The sequence below is a fragment of the Nonomuraea sp. NPDC003201 genome, assembly GCF_053590415.1.
The window spans coordinates 273,471-290,832 of record NZ_JBSFTC010000001.1; the positions used below are offsets into that span (position 1 = coordinate 273,471).

Annotated in this window: 10 protein-coding genes, 1 tRNA gene and 2 pseudogenes; 4 read left to right on the plus strand and 9 right to left on the minus strand. The window is 67.9% G+C overall.

Annotated features, from left to right (window positions below):
* Nucleotides 1–5: 5 nt before the first annotated feature.
* A complete protein-coding gene (gene topA, locus ACWDX9_RS01355; RefSeq protein ID WP_449947618.1) occupies nucleotides 6–2,693 on the minus strand; it encodes a type I DNA topoisomerase in 2,688 nt (895 codons plus the stop codon).
* 208 nt (nucleotides 2,694–2,901) lie between these two features.
* Between topA and ACWDX9_RS01360 the strand changes: the two genes are divergently transcribed.
* On the plus strand, nucleotides 2,902–3,069 hold the full coding sequence (locus ACWDX9_RS01360) for a DUF5703 family protein (RefSeq protein WP_225963818.1): 168 nt from the start codon (nucleotides 2,902–2,904) through the stop codon (nucleotides 3,067–3,069).
* Nucleotides 3,070–3,187: 118 nt separating this feature from the next.
* Here ACWDX9_RS01360 and ACWDX9_RS01365 read toward each other — a convergent pair whose 3' ends face one another.
* Both ACWDX9_RS01365 and ACWDX9_RS01370 read right to left on the minus strand, forming a co-directional pair.
* Nucleotides 3,188–5,203, minus strand: a complete 2,016-nt coding sequence (locus tag ACWDX9_RS01365) for a chaplin family protein (RefSeq protein ID WP_449947620.1) — start codon at nucleotides 5,201–5,203, stop codon at nucleotides 3,188–3,190.
* A gap of 250 nt (nucleotides 5,204–5,453) precedes the next feature.
* Complete coding sequence (locus ACWDX9_RS01370) at nucleotides 5,454–6,050, minus strand: hypothetical protein (protein ID WP_449947739.1); 597 nt, start codon at nucleotides 6,048–6,050, stop codon at nucleotides 5,454–5,456.
* A gap of 351 nt (nucleotides 6,051–6,401) precedes the next feature.
* Here ACWDX9_RS01370 and ACWDX9_RS01375 point away from each other — a divergent pair.
* Nucleotides 6,402–6,487: transfer RNA gene (locus ACWDX9_RS01375), tRNA-Leu, on the plus strand.
* A gap of 64 nt (nucleotides 6,488–6,551) precedes the next feature.
* Nucleotides 6,552–6,983, plus strand: a complete 432-nt coding sequence (locus ACWDX9_RS01380; RefSeq protein ID WP_449947623.1) for a hypothetical protein — start codon at nucleotides 6,552–6,554, stop codon at nucleotides 6,981–6,983.
* Nucleotides 6,984–7,031: 48 nt separating this feature from the next.
* Here the strand turns inward: ACWDX9_RS01380 and ACWDX9_RS01385 are convergent.
* The 3 genes and pseudogenes from ACWDX9_RS01385 to ACWDX9_RS01395 form a co-directional block, all read right to left on the minus strand.
* A pseudogene (locus tag ACWDX9_RS01385) lies at nucleotides 7,032–8,144 on the minus strand (recombinase family protein); the annotation flags it as partial.
* A gap of 174 nt (nucleotides 8,145–8,318) precedes the next feature.
* Entirely contained in the window at nucleotides 8,319–9,476 is a 1,158-nt protein-coding gene (locus ACWDX9_RS01390; protein WP_449947626.1) for a helix-turn-helix domain-containing protein, read from the minus strand.
* The gene (locus ACWDX9_RS01395) at nucleotides 9,473–10,129 is read right to left on the minus strand and encodes a hypothetical protein (protein ID WP_449947629.1); all 657 of its coding nucleotides are present in this window, start codon (nucleotides 10,127–10,129) and stop codon (nucleotides 9,473–9,475) included. The genes ACWDX9_RS01390 and ACWDX9_RS01395 overlap by 4 nt, the downstream gene beginning before the upstream one ends.
* A gap of 587 nt (nucleotides 10,130–10,716) precedes the next feature.
* On the opposite strand from ACWDX9_RS01395, the gene ACWDX9_RS01400 reads away from it, so the two are divergent.
* Nucleotides 10,717–11,064 (plus strand): GntR family transcriptional regulator, encoded by a 348-nt coding sequence (locus tag ACWDX9_RS01400; RefSeq protein ID WP_355193310.1) that lies wholly within the window; start codon nucleotides 10,717–10,719, stop codon nucleotides 11,062–11,064.
* Between the two features lie 325 nt (nucleotides 11,065–11,389).
* Here the strand turns inward: ACWDX9_RS01400 and mobF are convergent, their stop codons facing one another.
* From mobF to ACWDX9_RS01415, 3 genes and pseudogenes are all read right to left on the minus strand, one after another.
* Nucleotides 11,390–15,364, minus strand: a complete 3,975-nt coding sequence (gene mobF / locus ACWDX9_RS01405; protein ID WP_449947632.1) for a MobF family relaxase — start codon at nucleotides 15,362–15,364, stop codon at nucleotides 11,390–11,392.
* Nucleotides 15,365–15,806: 442 nt separating this feature from the next.
* A complete protein-coding gene (locus ACWDX9_RS01410; protein ID WP_449947634.1) occupies nucleotides 15,807–16,271 on the minus strand; it encodes a hypothetical protein in 465 nt (154 codons plus the stop codon).
* A gap of 563 nt (nucleotides 16,272–16,834) precedes the next feature.
* Nucleotides 16,835–16,981, minus strand: a pseudogene (locus tag ACWDX9_RS01415) (ArsR family transcriptional regulator); the annotation flags it as partial.
* Nucleotides 16,982–17,362: the final 381 nt, after the last annotated feature.

A 17,362-nucleotide genomic window follows, 5' to 3' on the forward strand; every position in this document is an offset into this window, starting at 1 on the left:
TCGCCTTACGACTTGGCCGCCGGCTTCTTCGCGGGAGCCTTCTTCGCCGGCGCCTTCCTCGTGGTGGTCTTCTTGGCCGCCGGCGCCCGCTCGCGCCGCTCGGCCAGCAGCTCGGCCGCCCGCTCGGTCGTGATGTCCTCGACCGTGTCGCCCTTGCGCAGCGACGCGTTCGTCTCGCCGTCGGTCACATAAGGCCCGAACCGCCCCTCCTTCACCACAATGGGCTTCTTGGAGTGGGGGTCGGCGCCGAGCTCGCGCAGCGGCGCCGCCGCCGCGGCCCGCCGGCCCCGCTGCTTCGGCTGCGCGAAGAGCTCCTTGGCCTGCTCGATCGTGACCGTCAGCAGGTCCTCTTCCGAGGCCAGCGAGCGCGAGTCGGTGCCCTTCTTCAGGTACGGGCCGAACTTGCCGTTGGAGGCCACGACCTCCTCGCCCTCCAGCTCGCCCACGAGCCTGGGGATCGACAGCAGCTTGAGCGCGTCCTCGAACGTGATCGTGTCCAGCGACATCGTCTTGAACAGCGACGACGTGCGCGGCTTGGGCGCGTCGGCCTTCTTCGTCCGCCTCTTCGGCGTCTCGTCCTCGGGCGGCTCGGGCAGGACCTCCGTCACGTACGGGCCGTACCGGCCGTCCTTGGCCACGATCATGTTCCCGGACACCGGGTCGCGCCCGAGCTCCCGGTCGCCCGTCGGCCTGGAGAACAGCTCCTCGGCCTTCTCCGCCGTCAGCTCGTCGGGCGTCATGTCCTCGGGCACGTTGACCCGCGCGCCGTCCCTGTCGAGGTAAGGCCCGTAACGCCCGACCCGCAGCACGATGTCCGTGCCCTTGACCGGGAACGAGCTGATCTCCTTGGCGTCGATGTCGCCGAGGTCGGTGACCATCTCCTTCAGGCCCTCGTCGCCGTCGGAGCCGTAGTAGAAGCGCTGCAGCTCCGGCACACGCTCGGCCCGGTCGTTGGCGATGTCGTCGAGGACCTTCTCCATCTCGGCCGTGAAGTCGTAGTCGACCAGGTTGCCGAAATGCTGCTCCAGCAGGTTGACCACGGCGAACGCCAGGAACGACGGCACCAGCGCCGTGCCCTTCTTGAACACGTAGCCGCGGTCGAGGATGGTCCCGATGATCGAGGCGTACGTCGAAGGCCGCCCGATCTCGCGGTCCTCCAGCTCCTTGACCAGCGACGCCTCGGTGTAACGCGCGGGCGGCTTGGTCGAGTGGCCCGCCACGTCGAGCCTGGTGACGCTGAGCGCGTCGCCCTCCGCCAGGTTCGGCAGCCGCTTCTCGGAGTCGTCGCGGTCGGTCGAGGGGTCGTCGGCCCCCTCCACGTACGCCTTGAGGAACCCGTAGAACGTGATCGTCCGCCCGGACGCGCTGAACTCGACGTCCTCGCCCGACGACGACCTGCCGGCCACCTTGACCGTGACCGACTCGCCGACGGCGTCCTTCATCTGCGAGGACACCGTGCGCTGCCAGATCAGCTCGTACAGCCGGAACATGTCGCCCGACAGCCCGGTCTCGCCCGGCGTGCGGAACTCCTCGCCCGACGGCCGGATCGCCTCGTGCGCCTCCTGCGCGCTCTTCACCTTGCTGCTGTAGACGCGCGGCTTGTCGGGCACGTACGCGGCCCCGTACAGCTTGATCGCCTGGGACCTGGCGGCCGCCACGGCGGTCTCCGACAGCGTGATGCTGTCGGTACGCATGTAGGTGATGAAGCCGTTCTCGTAGAGCCGCTGCGCCACCTGCATCGTGTACTTCGCGGAGAACCCCAGCTTCCGGCTGGCCTCCTGCTGCAGCGTGGTCGTCCGGAACGGCGCGTACGGCTTGCGCGTGTACGGCTTGCGCTCCACGGACTTGACCGCGAACGACGCGCCCGCCAGCCGCCCGGCCAGCTCGCCCGCGGCCTCCTCGGACAGGTGGAGCACATCGACGTTGTTCTTGAGCCGCCCGGTGCTGGCGAAGTCGCGGCCCTGCGCCACTCGCTTGCCGTCGACCCCCGTGAGGGTCGCGGTGAAGTCACGCGGCCGCTCCTCGGGCTTGTTCGTGTCGAAGAGCGCCTGCAGGTCCCAGTAGTGGGCGGGCGTGAACGCCATGCGCTCCCGCTCGCGCTCCACCACGAGCCTCGTCGCCACCGACTGCACGCGGCCGGCCGACAGGCGGGGCTTGACCTTCTTCCACAGGACCGGGCTGACCTCGTAGCCGTAGAGGCGGTCGAGGATGCGCCGGGTCTCCTGGGCGTCGACCAGGCGCAGGTTGAGGTCGCGCGGGTTGGCCACGGCGTCCTGGATGGCCTGCGGGGTGATCTCGTGGAACACCATGCGGTGGACCGGGACCTTGGGCTTGAGGACCTCGCGCAGGTGCCAGGCAATGGCCTCGCCCTCGCGGTCCTCGTCAGTGGCCAGATAGAGCTCGTCGGCGTCCTTCAGCAGCTGCCGCAGCTTGTTGACCTGCGACCGCTTGTCCGGGTTGACGACGTACAGCGGCTCGAACTCGTGCTCGACATTGACCCCGAGGCGGGCCCATGGGGCTCCCTTGTACTTCTCGGGGATGTCGTCGGCCCTCTCCGGAAGGTCACGGATGTGGCCGATGCTCGATTCGACGATGTAGCCGCGCCCGAGGTACCCGGCGATCGTCTTCGCCTTCGCGGGCGACTCGACGATCACCAGGCGTGTTCCGCCGGCGCTGCCGTTCTTGGCTGGCACGCTGCTTCCTACCTCGCTGTTCGCTTTGCAAATCCCCCTGCCGGGAGTCGGCACAGACTGAAAGGTAACCCGACTCGCGGAAATTTCCTTCCCCCGGGCTACCCACTAGCTTCCGGGTCCATCCACAAGCACGCAGAATAAGGCCCATCGAGCGGCATGGCGCCCTGACTCACCCTGGAGACTAATCGTTGTGCTCGACTACTCCTACATGGATATCTTCATTCCACGCGATCTCACTCGTGAAGCAGCACGTCAGCTGCTGACCGAACACGCAGAGTACGGGCAGTGGGAGCTGGCCCGCGTACGCGTCTACCCCGACGGTAGCCGCCACGTACGGCTGCGTCGGAAGGTCATGCGGGTACGCAGCACGCTGTGAACCCCGGACATGGCTTTGCCCGCCCCGGGCCGCGCCCCCGGAACGGGCAAAGCGTCTAACGCCGGCCGCTCACAGGCTGTGAGCGGTAGCCGTCCTTGTTACGTGCTGCCTGATTCCCTTACTTCCGGCCGATCCGGAACCGGCGGGCGGTCCCGACCAGCGTCGCCGAGGCGGCGAACATCGCGCCGATCATGAGGGCGAGCAGGGAGCTGGAGTTCATCCCGCCGAGGCCGGCGGGCTGCTCGGCGCTCATCAGGCCGCTGACCGGCAGGCCGCGGGTGGCCGAGGTGACGGCGCCGCCGACCGGGGTGCCGGCCACGAGGCCGGTCGCCGGGTCGAGCACGGACACGGCGCCGCTCGAGGAGACGGGGCGCCCGGCGCCGTCGACCTGGCCGGCCGCGTGCCTCTTCTTCGGCTGGGCCGGGGTCTGCGCCTGGCCGGGCAGGCCGGGCAGCTCGGGCAGGCTCGGCAGGCCGAACGTCTGGGCGGCGTCCTCGACCAGCGGCACCGAGGTCAGGCCCGTACCCGTGACCTCCTGCAGCTTGCCGGTCACGCCCAGCTGCTGGGGAACCCCGGCCAGGTCGTTGCCCTTCTGGGTGACCCCGGCGAGGTCCTGCACGCCGCCCAGGACCGGGACGGCGGGCAGCATGGGCAGCAGCCCGCCCTTGGAGCCCTTGCCGGCCGTCCGCTCGACGCCGCCGCGGACGAATCCGTGCCCGTACTCGGGCCTGCCGACGTTCGCGCCGCCGAGGCACCCGGCCGCGGCGTCGCCGAGGACGGCCGCCGCGTTGCCGCAGACGTTGATGGGAGCGGCGATCGGCGCGATGATCTGGTTGCCCGCGAGCACCCCGGCGCGGCCGGAGGTGTAGTTGCCGCCGCCACCGGTGCGGTCGACCTTGGCCCCGCCCTTGCAGTGGGCCCTGGAGGCGCCGAGCACGGCGGCCGCGTTGCCGCAGATGTTGATCGGGGCGGTGATCGGCGCGATGACCTGGTTGCCGCTCAGCACGCCGGCCCGGCCGGAGGTGTGGTTGCCACCGGCGCCGGTGCCGCCGTTCTTCACGCGGGCGCCGCCCTTGCAGCCGGCGAACGCGTGCCCGACCAGGGCCACCGCGTTCCCGCAGACGTTGACGGGCGCGCTGATCGGCGCCACCACCTGGTTGCCGCTGAGGACGCCCGCCTGGCCGGAGGTGACGTTGCCGCCCGCCCCGGACCCGCGGCGGGTGTTCTCGACCTTGGAGCCGCCCTCGCACCTGGCGGCGGCGTTGCCCACGGCGTTGCCGCAGACGTTGACGGGCACGCTGATCGGGGCGATCACCTGGTTGCCGCTGCCGACCCCGAAGCGCCCGTCGGTGTCGTTGCCCGAGGAGCCCACGGGGCCGCGGGGGCCGTGGTAGCCGTTCCGGTGGCCGCCGCCGTTGGTGACGGTCGAGCCGCCCTTGCAGCCCGCGAACGCCCGGCCGACGACGGCGACGGCGTTGCCGCAGATGTTCACCGGTGCGGAGATCGGCGCGACGACCTGGTTGCCGCCCAGCACGCTGGCGTTGCCCGAGGTGCGGTTGCCGCCCGCGCCCACTCCGGTGTTGTGGACGCTGGAGCCGCCCTTGCAGCCCGCCGTCGCGCTGCCGAAGATCGCGACCGCGTTGCCGCAGACGTTGATCGGCGCGGAGATCGGCGCGGTGATCTGGTTGCCGCCGAGCACGCTGGCGTCGCCGGAGGTACGGTTACCGCCCGCGCCGCCCTTGCCCTGGTTGCGAACGGTGGCGCCGCCCTTGCAGCCCGCGTCGGACCTGCCGACCAGCGAGACGGCGTTGCCACAGGCGTTGACCGGGGCGCTGATGGGCGCGTTCACCTGGTTGCCGCCGAGCACGCTCGCGTTGCCCGAGGTGCGGTTGCCCGGGATGCCGCCCTTGTTGACGACCTCGGCGCCGCCCTGCGAGGAGGCAGAGGAGCTGCCGACCGCGCCGACGGAGTTGCCGCTGATGTCGATGGGCAGGGAGATCGGCAGGTCGACCTGGTTGCCGCCGCCGACGGACGCGTCGCCCGAGGTGTCGGCCAGGGCGGTGCCGCCGCCGAACGACATGACGGCAACGGCGAGCAGAGCCGCGGGAGTAGATGCCTTTGCCCACGTACGCATGATGAATGCTCCTAGTGGTTCTTCTTGGGGGGATAACTTCTTGGGCGATAACTTCTTGGGGGATTACGGAACGGTTCGCGGGCAGCCCGAGGCCGTGCGAGGTTTCGCGCACAGCGGAGACCTCGGGTTCGCGAACAGCTGAACTGACGTGTTTGTGCACCCGCCGGCGGAGAGGCGTCTCAGACCGCGCTCAACCGCGTTACTTCGGAAAGGCGCCGGTCAACGAAAGGACCGGCAGCTGCAAGGCGGGTCAGTCAGGCGAGAAGGAGGGGTCGTCCGCCGCTGTGCGGACGACGGGGGCAGGCACCCGCGCCAGGAGGGCGCGCAGCACCGGCAGCCGCGGGTCGAACACAGACCTCGCGACGTCCCCCGCAGCGGCCCCGAACGAGCCGCTGCCACCGCCGTTGGGCACCAAGCCATTGGTGTCCAGGATCTTTCCGGCGGTGGATGGCGATGGCAGGCCAGGATCCTGCTGGCTGTTGAGCCCGTCGACCGTACGCCCGGCCATGGCCTCGGCGTTGTCATCGGGGCTGGTGAGGGAGTGAGGCACCTGAGCGGACGCGGCTCCGTCCACGGTCTGCGCGGCCGTGGTCTTCGCTTGCGCGTCCGCCGCAGGAGTCGCCACTTCGGCCGCCGCCGGGGCGGCGGTGAGCATGCCGAAGATGACGGCGAACAGCCATCCGGCGGCTACCAGGGCGCCGACGGTGACTGCCCGCACGACGAGCCGCCGGGCACCGGCCGCGAACCGCGCCATCCGGTCAATCCGAACGGTGGTCACGTCATGCGCCGGGACGGTCACGGGCAGGCGATGCACACCGAGGGCCACAGCCCTCCGCTGCACCACCATGCGCGCCACGTGACCTCCCGCAGTCCAGAACCGGCCTCATTTGTCGTGAGGCCGGTCCATGGACTCACCCCTCAACGGTCCGTAACCGTAGCAGCACTCAACGTTGCCGCAAGAGCTTTTCAACGGAGACCCAGAAATTCGCCAACTCCCCACGGGCCAAACCGCCACCAACTGCCTCAACACCCTCTGGTGTACGTCAGCAAGGCCCCATCGGGAGCTCCCGCCCGCCCCATATCCGGGCCCGCGGAGACACCTCGGAGGGGCGAGCTGATTCTTGGTATGACGCACCCCTCAGAGTTTGCTAACCTTACTGAGCCGACGCGAGATGACGGTCCCGCGTGCAGGCACCAAGTCCGGGTGGCGGAATAGGCAGACGCGCTAGCTTGAGGTGCTAGTGCCCAGTGATGGGCATGGGGGTTCAAGTCCCCCCTCGGACACAAACCGGTCGCCTATGGGGTCCTGGTCACGTGCAGACGTGACCAGGACTTTCTGTTTTGACGGATGGTAGATCAGCCGCAGCCCGATGTTCGCGTAGATCTTGGCCTTCCGGATCGGGTCAGCATTCGAGAGAACTCGCACCATGTCTCCAAGCCTGTGCGTGATCTCCGCCAGCTCATCACGCCCCAGCCGCCTCTGAGGCAGTACGTGCGCGCGGCTGAGACGTTGCTCGGCCGCGCTCTTGCGGACAAGCTCTTCCTGGGTCCATCCGGCGACGAGCGCCGGGTCGGCGCCCGCCTCAAGGGCAGCTCGATGCTGGGCGAGCTTGCGGTCACACTCGGCGATCTGACGGCGTGCCATGGCGAGTGCTTGTGCCTCGGGCGGTGTCAGGTCCTGTGCGGCCGTCAGGACGTCGAGGGTCTGGTCGACGTTGTGGGGCGCGAACAGCCGGCCGAGCCAGCGGTCCAGCCGCGGGACAACACGGTCTTCTCGTAGATAGACGTTGCGGGGATGCATGAGGTGGTTGGCCAGGGCGTACTCCTCGGGGAAGCGGCAGCGGTAGTAGGCCGCGTCGTTGACCCATTGGCCCTGCATCCTGCGGTCGCAGACGCCGCAGTACAGCAGCCCCCGGAGCTGGTATGGCTTGGGGGTGCGCTTGCGGGTCTTGTCAGTGTGGCGATCGCCTCGCCCCGTCAGCGTCTCTTGGACGGCGTCGAAGTCCTCCGTGGACACGATCGGCGGGTGAACGACTGTCTCCGACCAGATCCAGTCCTGTTTGGAGTTCCACCTGAGCTTCGTGGTGTGGCCCAGCCCGACGTCGTCCACATCGATGAGGACCTCGTCCTTGCGCTGGCGGTTCCACACCTGGTGGCCGGTGTAACGGGGGTTGGTCAAGATGGCGCGCACCGCGCTCTTGGACCAGGCGATGCCGGAGCGGTGACTGTTCCGGCCGGGATCGTGAGCTGATGGGCTGGGAATCCCGTTGCGGGTCAGTCTCTCGGCGATGGCGAACAGGCCGTAGCCATCGAGAAAGGCCGCGAAGATCTCTTCCGCTACAGGCGCGGCGACGGGATCGAGTTCCAGCCGGTGAGCACGCTTGCCGTCGGCCGCCTTGGCCGGGTTGGGGTGTGGACCCGCGTCGGCCAGCCGGTAGCCATAAGGCGGCCGACCTCCCAGGAAGCGGCCTTCCATCTGAGCTTGGGCTGACATGGCGCTGCGCACGCGGATCTTGATGCGGTTGCGCTCGCCCTTGCTCATACCGCCGAACACGCTCATGACCAGGTCATGGGCCTCGTTGTTCGGGTCGATGGGGCCGCCCACCTCGGGCACCCAGAGCGGGACCCCGAAGTGCTCGAAGACGGGGAAGGTCAGGCCGTACTGGTTGCCGTAGAAGGCCCGGTGCGGCTCACCGATCACCACCGCGTCGAAGCCTCGGTCGGGGTTGCGCAGCTCGGCGAGCAGCGCCGCGGCGTACGGGCGGCGCTGCCAGGGGATCGAGCGGGACTTGTCGATGTCGAAGAACTCGGTGACGATCACGCCCCCGCGCGGCTCGATGAGCGCGCGGGAGCGGGTGATCTGCCAGGCCCGCGAGGACTGGGGATCTTGGTTGTCCTCGGTGGAAACCCGGCCGTAGAAGGCGAAGGGGATGGCGTCCATGGATTCCTCAGGCCGCGTCCGGGCGGCTGGTCTGCAGATTTTGGTGGGCCTCTAGCAGGATGGCGAGCAGTTCTGTCGCAGCGCCTGGCGTCAGGCGGGGCGGTCCACTTGGTAAGACAACGTGCGGAGTCGGTTGGTTACGAATGGTGGATGCGGACATGATGTAGGGCACTCCTATGCGTTCGTTTCTGGCGGTAGGGGTGCGGCCCCGGCGACGTGCTTGGCGGTACTGGCGTCGGGGTCGCTAGAAGTCGTGCTTCTGCGTAGATGCGCAGGTGGCGGGTGATGGCTCGGCAGGGCGGGAGATCGAAGACCGATTCCGTCCGCAGGGATGCCACGGCGGCACAGAGCACACGCGCCGGGACGGGAGTCACCGTGGATGCACACTGCGGTCTGGGCTTCGGCCACGGTGCGCCCATCCACGTAGGTCCGCCGGGATTTACGCGGTGGATCAGGAAGGTCGGCCAGGCGAGACACCAGCACGGCGTACGGGTTGCGTATTCCAGCGGTGTTGGCTCCCACGTACTCGGCGAGAACGTCGGGATCCCACCCAACGGCGAGCGCCTCAGCGACGGCGGGGATGAGGCGGCGAATCTGGCTGTGAGACAGCGGCCAATCGGGACCGAGCTTGGCTACGAACAGGTGAATCGAGGTGTTAGGGGCTTGCTCATGACTCCCGAGATCCCCGCCGCCCGTCCACCGGCTGTCCACACTCGCGCTGGCACTGAAGCCTGCCTGGGCGGCCGGAGGTGATTCATTTTTTGGTTCAGTGAAGGGTTCGGGTGCAACCGCTACACCCCGCGACTGCGCTGGTTGCACCTCGTCGCTATGTTGATTGCACCCCGTGGAGACAACGGGGTGCGTACGCTGCACCCCGCCTGCACGGTTATCCACAGGCTGTGTGCGAAAGTTATCCACAGGTGCTTCGTCGGCGGCCTTCGCCGCGTTCACGCGAGCGGTGACACCGGGAAACATGGCCTCCAGGGCTTTGAGTTCCTGAGGCTTCAGATCGGTACGTACGCGCTCCATCGCCAGGTCCCAGCCTTGCGGACGCCGGTCACCGCGCTTGATGTGTGCGGCCACGATGGCCGGATCGCAGGGCCGGATGATGGCGTGGGCCTCCAAGCGGTCGAGTGCCGTGCGGACGGTGCGCTCACACAAGCGGCTGTAGCGCACGAGCTTCCTGGTGCTGGGGAAGGCCCCAGTCCCGTCCGGGCCGGCATGAGTGGCAAGGCCGACCAGAACCGCGGCGCACGAAGCGCTGGGCGTACCGTTGGAGTTCATTGGAACGGGCGCGAGGTTCAGCGCCCAGTTGAGTGCTTCGAAGCTCATCTCTCGTCTCTCGTGGTTACCTGGGCAAAGTTCTGATGGCGAGCGAGACTCGGACGCTCATGGGCGTCTCCGATGTCGCCAGCCGCCGATGAAGTGACGCGCCTCTTCGGTCTCGGACCGGGCAGCAGGCCGCCGTCGCAATCGTGATCTTCACCTCCATCTGACAGATGCAGGCTGGCGGTGGTGTTGAACACTCGATCGATTTGGGCGGCGAGGTCCCGTGCCATCTCTCGGGACGTGGCCAGTTCTGACAAGACCCTGTCAAGACGCTCAGCGGGGTTGCCGAGGTCGTCACCCAGCCGACCTGATGCCTGCATGCGCCGCAGCGCCTCACCGAGTTGCTTCAGCAGTTGGTCGAGCCCCGCTGCGGCGAGAGCGACACTGCCGAGCACGTCATAGACAGTGGATGGATACGTGATGCCAACGCGTGATCGCGTCGCGTGGTTGAGGACGCGAACCGCCCCGGATAGGACGCCAGCCACCTCGCCGGTGTAGTCGTCACCGTGAGGACCGTCCGACGACAGTCGAATAATCTCAATCACCGTCCTTGACTCCAGTGCCCAAAACTTGTCAATATGCGCTCTGGCCGTCAAAGTGGTGACCAGAGTCAGCAGCCGACATACGAGCAGCAGAGGCGCCTTGGGGATGTCCATGCTCACGCTGAAGGCACGCTGAACACGACCGGCTCCTCTGGAGCGGGTATGGCGGGAGGCCCGGCGCCCAGCGCCGGGAAGCATTGCGGCGTCGGGCTCTCCCCTGTAGCGGACTAGATCACGGTCTTCGACCCGAGTGTTGATCTGTCCGAGATCGTGCCGGACCATCTACCGGCGATCGGTGGGTCCTAGCGTCTCGCCCCCTTCCCTATATGGGGTCACGCCCATAACAGGTGCACCAACTATAAGCAACAATCACTATTGACGGAAAGTTAAACAGCTTGTCAGGTTTTGGGGGACCCCTGCTTTGACGTTTCGCTTCCCGGCCGCCCACCTCCGGCGAACTCACCCCAGCTCAGCCTTTCAGCACGTCAACCCATCCGATCCAAGATTCATACCGGGCCGGTCTCACCCGAACCCCATGCCGTCAGATCAGAGCGGCCACCCATGACTCTCAGCAAGCGCCACGCCCAGCACCTCCTCGCGAGAAGCATTCACAGACTAGGTAAGCATGATTGTACTAGTTCAGTCTAGGTCTAACTCAACACCTCTTTCCTAGTTCAGACCGAGGGCCTAGCCTGGACATCGTGTCGGTGCCTGACTTCAGCAATCCTCGGCCTGCCTACCTTCAGATTGCGGACGACCTTCGCCAAGAGGTGACTGCAGGCCGCCTCCAAGAGGGCGAGCGACTCCCGGCTCGACGGCAGTTGGCTCAGCGCTACGGCGTTGCCGTCGAGACGATCCGTCGCGCCTTGGACGAACTCGCACGTGATGGGCTGATCAGCACCCAATCGACACGCGGCACATACGTGGTCAAGACTCCTGACCGGCCCGAGCCGTCCTTCGAGCTGCACCAGATCATGAATGAGATGCGACAGCTGTCCGTGCGGTTGGAGAGCCTGGAGGCCCGCGTGACAGACCTCGAAGGCCGCTGAGCACTCCAAGTTTGCTACGGCGCCAACACGCTTCTGAGGTCACACTTGGGCAATGCCACGCACTCCCTCAGAGCCCTTCCCGTGGTCCTTCCTCGTCAGTTGCCGAGCGGCCGCCGTGAAGCCGCAGGTCCAGGTGGAGCGGACCGAGCGCAGCGAGGGACGGCTACCTGGAGGCGCGGCGAACGACGGCCATACTCGGCCTGCGAGGAGGGACGAGGTGGCGTCGAAATCTCACTACGATCAGGGGCATCACCGTATGACCTCCTGGACTCTCCGCCAGAGTGCAACGGTCCGCTGGGTGAGAGTGTCCGTCCGATCTTGCTGGTTATCGGCTTAGTCCTTGTCCACGACGGGGTTCGTTGCCATTGGGACGGCGTGGTGGTTGGTATGCCTGTGAAGGGCCACGCTGCTCGATGCCGCCACCGTGGTCGTGCGGACCTGTCTCTTGCCGGGCGTCGGCGTGCCGTGATGTGCCGAGTTGTTCGAGGTCGCGCTGGTCAGGGGCCAAGTCAATGCCCACGATCTCGCGTTGGATGGCAATGAGCTCGTGCTGGGCGGCAGCTTGAGCTCGGCGTTGCTCATGAACATGTACCCGGGCACGTGCGACATCGCGTTCTCGTGCCGCACGGAGGCTGACGTCGAAGGTACGCAGCAACTCGGCGTGGCGTCGACGCACCTGTGGCCAGGTGTCCGAGTGCGGGGCCTGCGCTGCGCTCTGGCGCGCAGCCTCGTCCAGGGCCGAGGCCTGCGCATGGATCGGTGCTAGCTGTTGGTTGAGGCGCTCCTGACCCTCGTGAAGGTCGGTCAAGGTGGCTGTCAGGTCGCGGCGGCGGGCACGCTGCCAAGGGCGCAGGCTGGTCAGCCCGTGCTCGACGGTGCGTTCTTGCCGGCGTAGCTCGGCCAGACGCCGGCGACCCTCGGTGACGGTCTGGCGAGCTTCCTGGAGCCGGTGGGAGGCGGCCTCGGCCGTCTCGATCCGACAGGTCTGATCTTCAAGGTTGGCGCGCTCAGCCAGCAAGCGGCGTTCGTGGCGCCCACCGCCTTCAGCGGCCAGGCGTTCCATGGTCTGTTCGGCGGCCTCGACGTTGACCGTGGTCGTGGTGAGGCGTTTGCCAAGCTGACTCATGCGCTGGCGCAGCTCGGCATCGCTCGCCAGGCCGACTCCGTACGGGGAGCTGGTGAGGGATTGCCGGAGACGAGCGCGTTGCACGGCGAGGTGAGCCTCGCGGTCGGCGGCCTGCAACTCGGCACGTGCACGCTCCAGCTCGGCATCGGGAGTCTCCTCGGCGGACGGGATGGGGCGTTGCTGCTGGGCGATGGGTTCGGGTTCGGGAGTCAGGAGGCGGTCGGCGCGGTCGCCGTAGAGGGTCGTGGCGTAGGCGGCGAGAGTACGTCGCAGTTCGTCGTCCGGGCTGTGGACGGGCCCATGGCGAAGCCGGTCCGCGTCGCTTTCCAGGAGCTCGCGCGGGAGGTACAGGTGGGCACTGTGCCGGTCGCGGCTCATGGCCGTATATAAGGTGTGCGGGTCCAAGCCCAGGCCGTAGATCAGGGTATTCCGGCTGGTGAGGCCCTGGGCGGAGGCTACGGTCATAACGGTGCCGTGCGACAAACCGCCAGCTGCGATGTAGGCAGGACTGACCCATTCGCGAACCAGAGCAGGTCCGTCCGGCCCGGTCCGGCACCATTCGACCTGTACGCCGCGCCTGCTGTCGATGGCGGTGATCTGACCCCGGTAGCCGTTGAGCACGTCCACGGGGCCTTCGCCACGGCGGGCGCGGTAGTCGTTCTTCCGTACTCGTACGTGGTCCCCGACGGCCAGAGCGATGCTGGCGCCGCCGGCCAGGTGGTAGACACGCTCGGGACCGGATAGCTCGCCCAGCTCGCGGCGGATCGCTCGGGCGGCGAGGTTCAGCCGGTTGGCAGCCTCGTTCGTTCCGGCCAGCACCAGCAAGTCGGCCAGCTCGTCATGCGCTCCTGGGCCTGCGGCGGCCCGGTACGGTTGCCGGACGGTCGCCCAGTCGGCGATCAAGCGCGCCATCGTGTCATCGGCTCCGGCCTCGGCATGTACGCGGCCGCCCGCCGCCCAGGTGTCCAAGGCCTGACGGCGGTGACCGGCCCGGAACAGCTCCAGTGCGCGACGTTCGAGGGGGTCACACTGGCGGCGGTTGTGCCGTAGCACCAGCCCATCGACCTGGCGGTGGATGGCGGCGAATCCGCCGCCCACCCCGATCGCACGCAACTGCTTGGGGTCCCCGAGGAGGACCACCTTGGTGCCGTGCCGTTCGGCGTCGGTCAGCAGTGCGGCAAGTTGACGGTCATCGACCATGGCGGCCTCGTCGACCACCAGCATGTCCGCCCCGGCCAGTCCCGGACCGTTGTGGATGCGTAACAGCCAGGTGGCGACGGTGTCGGTGCTGATGCCGGATTCGGCGCGCAACGTGGCGGCAGCCACCGCCGCTGTGGCCGCGCCCGCGACGACCAGGCCGCGGGCCTCGTAGGCGGTGCGGGCGGCGGCCATCAACGTGGTCTTGCCCGCGCCGGGAACGCCGATGACCGCCTCTACTCCGTGTCCGCCGCCCAGGATGCGTTCCAGCACGGCTCGCTGCTCGCCGCTAAAGGTCAGGTGGTGGCTGACTTGGAAGGCGTCCAGAGCCAGGTGGACGGCGTCGGCATCCAGTACGGCCACGCCGCCGTTGTAGCGGCGGCGCACAGTGGCCAGCAGCGCCTGTTCGGCGTGCAAGATGTCGGTGCTGGTGTAGCGGGCGGAGTTGGCCATGTGCCGGGCCCCGGCGTCGGGCAGACGTACTGCTGGGGTCAGCGCCAGCACCTCGTCGGTGAGCGTCTCGGCCTCGGCCAGGTCCGCCACGCCATCGGGCAGAGCATCGAGGACGGCGGCCAGCACATCGGCTCGGGTGACCTCCTTGCGATGCGCGGTCAGCCCGCCCTCGGGCCGCCAGATCCATGCCGCGATCTCCGCCGGGGAAGGCCGGGCGGGCAGCCGTGCGCCGCTGCGGCACGCCTCGACCAGCGCGACCGGGTCCACGCCAACCGCGACGAGCTGGCGGTGCCAGTCGGCCCGCAACTCGTCCTGGCCGGGATCGGTTCTGCGCTGACGGCTCTCGGCAGAGGCCACCTTCTTCGCCCGGCGGGAGGCCTCGCCAACGGCGAAGCCGAATTTGGCCAGCACCTGCTTGACCTGGCCGTCGCGCTTGGAGAACAACGTCCGCACCGCGGCAGGGATGGCCGCGATCTCCCACGCACCCGTCTCCGGGGCCCGCGTCCAGGCGATGCCGTGGCGCTCGATCGTCTCCCGACGCACCCGCGCCTTGAGGAAGGCGTCGGCGGCGTGCGCGTGCCGGTGCAGGTCCCGTCCTCCGGCCGCGACTGCCGACCATTTCCCATCCAGCCCCCGCGCCGCGTTCACGATCATTACATGCGCATGCAGGTGAGGATCCGGCGCCGCCGCCCCCACCGGACGAGCGGTGCCGTGCCACATCACCCAGCCGAGCATTCCCGTTGTGGCCATCTGACCAGCCACCTGACCGTCCCCTTGGTGGCCCCGCTGCCCGTAGCCCACCCACTGCTCCACCGCAGCAACCGTCTCGAACACCGCATCAACGACCACGCTCTCCAACTCGGCCGCGAAGCCCGCGTCGGCCAGCCCGACCAGCACCGATGTGGATTTGCTCACGTCCAAGGTCAGGTCATAACCGCGATTGCCGATGCGGACCCGGGAGTCGCGCCACTTGCGCGCGTACGCCAACACCTCCGGTTCATACACCTCGGCCAAGTCGACAGCGGCGGCGCGGGCCAGCTGTTCCAGATCGCCGATGCGAACCAGGTGCGCTTCGCCCTCCCGAGCGATGCCACGCGCCATCTGGGCCGCGCGCTTGACCATCGCCGGGCGGGCGGCCAGCAACCCGTCAACAGTGGTGCCGCGACCAGCGGCGGCCTCCTCCAGCGCTTCCCCGAACGGGGCTGCGGGCAGCTTGCCGCGTGGATCGACGGCGTGCTTGGCCTTCAACAGCAGCCTGCCGGTATTCGGGTCCTCTCCGCTCATCAGCGCTCGCGCTTTGCCGTGCTGGTCGGGCGTCAGCGAGGTGCCCGGAATGATGCCCACCTCGCGCAGACCCTCACCAATCCATACCAGGGCGCGCCCGCCACTCAGACGGTAGCTCAGCTGCCCGTCAGGCTCCTCATGGCGTTCGTGGCCGTGCTCGCCAGCCTGCGGCACGCCGCAGCCGGCGCCCTCCTGTAATCGGTAGTCGACCTGCTCCATGCAGGGGCCGAGCACATTCACCCATGCCATGCGATCCCCCGTTCGGAGAGCGGTAGCAGTGACGCTGGCAGGACCGTGGACGGTGGGTGCAGCCCTAGGCGTATCGCAGATACCTTTCGTCTATTCCTTGACTTGATCTTGTAAGTAATTGTGACAGATCATGTCGATATGTAGTAGTGGGGCCTATGAAGTATTTGAATGAATGTGCGAATTATTCTGAGTAGGACTTGCTGTGGATCTGGCGCTTTGGTGATCAGAAGATCGCTAAGTATCGTCACCGGCTTGGTGGCCCGGCTGGGCGCGCTGTTCGCTCCCCCGACGAGCCGTTCCCCGGTTGAGGCGAATCCGCCCGTCCGCCCCCTGGCCGTGGTTGTGTCTGTGGCCAGGAGGGTCCGTCGGATCGGGCGGTTCTGCTGCCGTATTGCCGCTAATCGTCTGCCGCTGGGATGCTGGCCGCGCGGGCCTACCTGTCGATCTCTGTCCAGTGTCCGGCCCAGGCGTGCTTGTTCAAGGTGCCGTCTCGCTGGATCTGCAGGTTCTGTGGCAAGCCGAAGGTCTGAAACAGATCGTCGACGAGACGGGCGGTGGCGCGCGCCAATGATGGGCCGTCGTCGGCCAGGTCATTGAGATGGGCGTGGGATTCGCCGTAGGCGAGCCGGCTGAACCGGGTGCCCACCCGCCGGTTGTATCCGGGGCTTCGTGCGGGAGTGTCCAGCGCGAGGCGATATCGCTCGAAGTCGGGAAAGGAGTAGGGCGTGCTGTCGCGTACCGCGTATGGCAGCACATCCGGGTGGAGGTGGGTGTCGCTGACGAGCATGACCCGCAGCAGCGCCGACCCGTTGACCGCGGCCCGATCACGGGTGTGCCTGGCCAGATAGCGCAGGGCGCTGGCCACCCTGCGGACGATCTCGGCGTCGAGTACCCGCACCCAAAGCGCTCCTCTTCGTCCGGGCTGTCGGAGGCGAGGACGGTGCCTGGATGCACGGTAAACGCAATCGTCATCTTGGGTTCTTGGCCCGTTCTCGCAGGTCAAAGTGAGATGATCTTGTCGGGCACGTAAGGCATATTGACCGGCGTTGAAGGCATGATGCAACGCTGCCGGTTGGAGTCGATGTCGGCGCTGGGGCCTGGTCGGCCGCTGCGTCGCCGTCATCGTTCTGCGGGGTCATGGTCGGCGGTGATGCGGGCAAAGGGCTCCTTGCTCAAGGGGGACGTTGCGGCCGAGGCCGGCCGGGTGCTGGTGACGGGACTTGGCCTGCGACTCGGGCGCGGTGCGGCCAGCGGCGGCCAGGTAGGGTCAGCGCCGAGTGGCGCAGTTGGTGTAGCGTCCAGCCGTCGCCGGGTGTGCGGCCGTGGGTCGCCCGCACGGCGACCATGCCCGTACCCAGCCTTTCAACATGATGATCAGCGCATGTCGCTACTGGCTGCTCGGCTGTTCCTCCGGGCCGGAAGCACAAGAGATGATCAACATGATGAGGTCGCGCATCGGGGTCAGGAGGTCCCGGTAGGCCTTGGCGTTGAGGTCGTACAGGCGCCGTTGCGCCGTACCGTCAGCAGATCCGCATCGCGCGTGATTTTGAGATGATGGGAGGTGGTGGGCTGGGGCAGCTCCAAGTGCGCAGCGATGTCACTGACGCTGCGTGTGGGGCCGCGGACTCCAGGAGGAAGACGTCAGCGGTCGCGGGTGCACGAGGTCTAGAGGTGGCGCGCGCTGGCCGGCCAGCAACATGGCCCGCTGATGCGGCTGGCCAGGAGACGCGGCAGTAGCCGGTCGGTGGCGGCAGCTCAGCGCACGTATCCGAAGGCGTCGCCTTTAGAGGCGGCGCGGGCGTGGCGGAACTCGGGATCGAGGTCCTCAACGTTGAGGAATGATCTCCCCTGCTCTGGTAGCGGCTTCGTACAGGAGCCTCCAGAACACTCGTTCCCGATGGGCGTGGGCGAGGTTGGTGAACAGCGTCTCCATCGGGCGGCAGGGATGGCGCGGTCGCGGCGGCGGGCGGGTGTGCGGCGCTGCAGGCG